We start from the raw sequence: 1,016 nt of genomic DNA on the forward strand, positions 1-1,016 counted from the left end.
GCTCTCGCCCGGCGCGGCGCAGGAGGACCCGACCATCAGCCGCGTGGCCGATGACCTCGCGGACCAGCTGCGCGTGTGCCGGGCGTGGGTGCGCGACTGCGGCGACCTGGAGGGAATGCGCAATCGACAGGGCGTCTTCGCGGCGGAACACGGCGCGTCCTTCGTCCACGTCGAGATGAACCGCACCACCAGGGACTCCCCCGACCGCTGGGAACCGGTCTCCCGCGCCTTGGGAAAGGCATTGGGCGACTGAGTCCGGCGCAATTCATGAGGCTTTCTCACTATCTTGGAAGGTTTGCGCAGTGGGCACAATCGGCACGTTGAGACAACGGTGGCCTTGGGTCGCCATTCCCCTGGTCCTGGTGCTGGCGGTGGGGGCGGTGGTCTACGCGGTCAGCGGCGCCGACTGCGACGGCTGCGTGCGCCGGGCCGCCGGCGGTGGCATCGCGGTGCGGCTCGAGGTCCTCGACGAGTCCGGGAAACCGCTGGAGGGCGCCACCGTCGTGGTGCACTCGCCACTGGGCAGCCCGGTCACGCTGACCACCGACGACGACGGCGCGGTCGACGCGCCGGAACTGCCCGGGCCGGCCATGGCGGTGGTGACCGCGGAAGGACACCTCCCCGAGCCCGTCCCGCTGGGGCGGTCGGACTCCGGCAAGCAGGTCGAGGTGAAGCTGTTCGCCCGCAGGGGCAACAGGTTCGCGGTCCACTCGGCGGGCGACGTGATGTTCGGCAGGCGCTACGCGACGCCCGACGAGCAGGAGTCCAGCGGACGCTCGCGGCCCCTGATCCCCACCGACGACGCCGCGTCCGGCGCGCAGGACGTGGTGTCCGCCATCGCCCCCGCGTTCGCCGCCGCCGACTTCCGCACCGTCAACGTGGAGACGGTCATCAGCGACAAGCCGACGGGGGCCGCCTACCCCGGCAAGCGCTACATCCTCCAGTCCGCCGAGCCGACCGTGGCGGGTCTGCGCGCGCTGTCCGCGGACCTCGCGGTGCTGGCCAACAACCACTCC

Annotated in this window: 1 protein-coding gene and 1 pseudogene; both read left to right on the top strand. The window is 71.8% G+C overall.

Features of this window, described 5'->3' with window-relative positions; translation table 11 throughout:
- Positions 1–253 (top strand): annotated as a pseudogene (locus AB0G02_RS42250) (hypothetical protein); the annotation flags it as partial.
- A gap of 109 nt (positions 254–362) precedes the next feature.
- The coding region (locus AB0G02_RS42255) for a CapA family protein (RefSeq protein WP_360806827.1) at positions 363–1,016 on the top strand (654 nt) is incomplete at its 3' end.

The sequence above is a fragment of the Actinosynnema sp. NPDC023658 genome, from assembly GCF_040639995.1.
GTDB lineage: Bacteria > Actinomycetota > Actinomycetes > Mycobacteriales > Pseudonocardiaceae > Actinosynnema.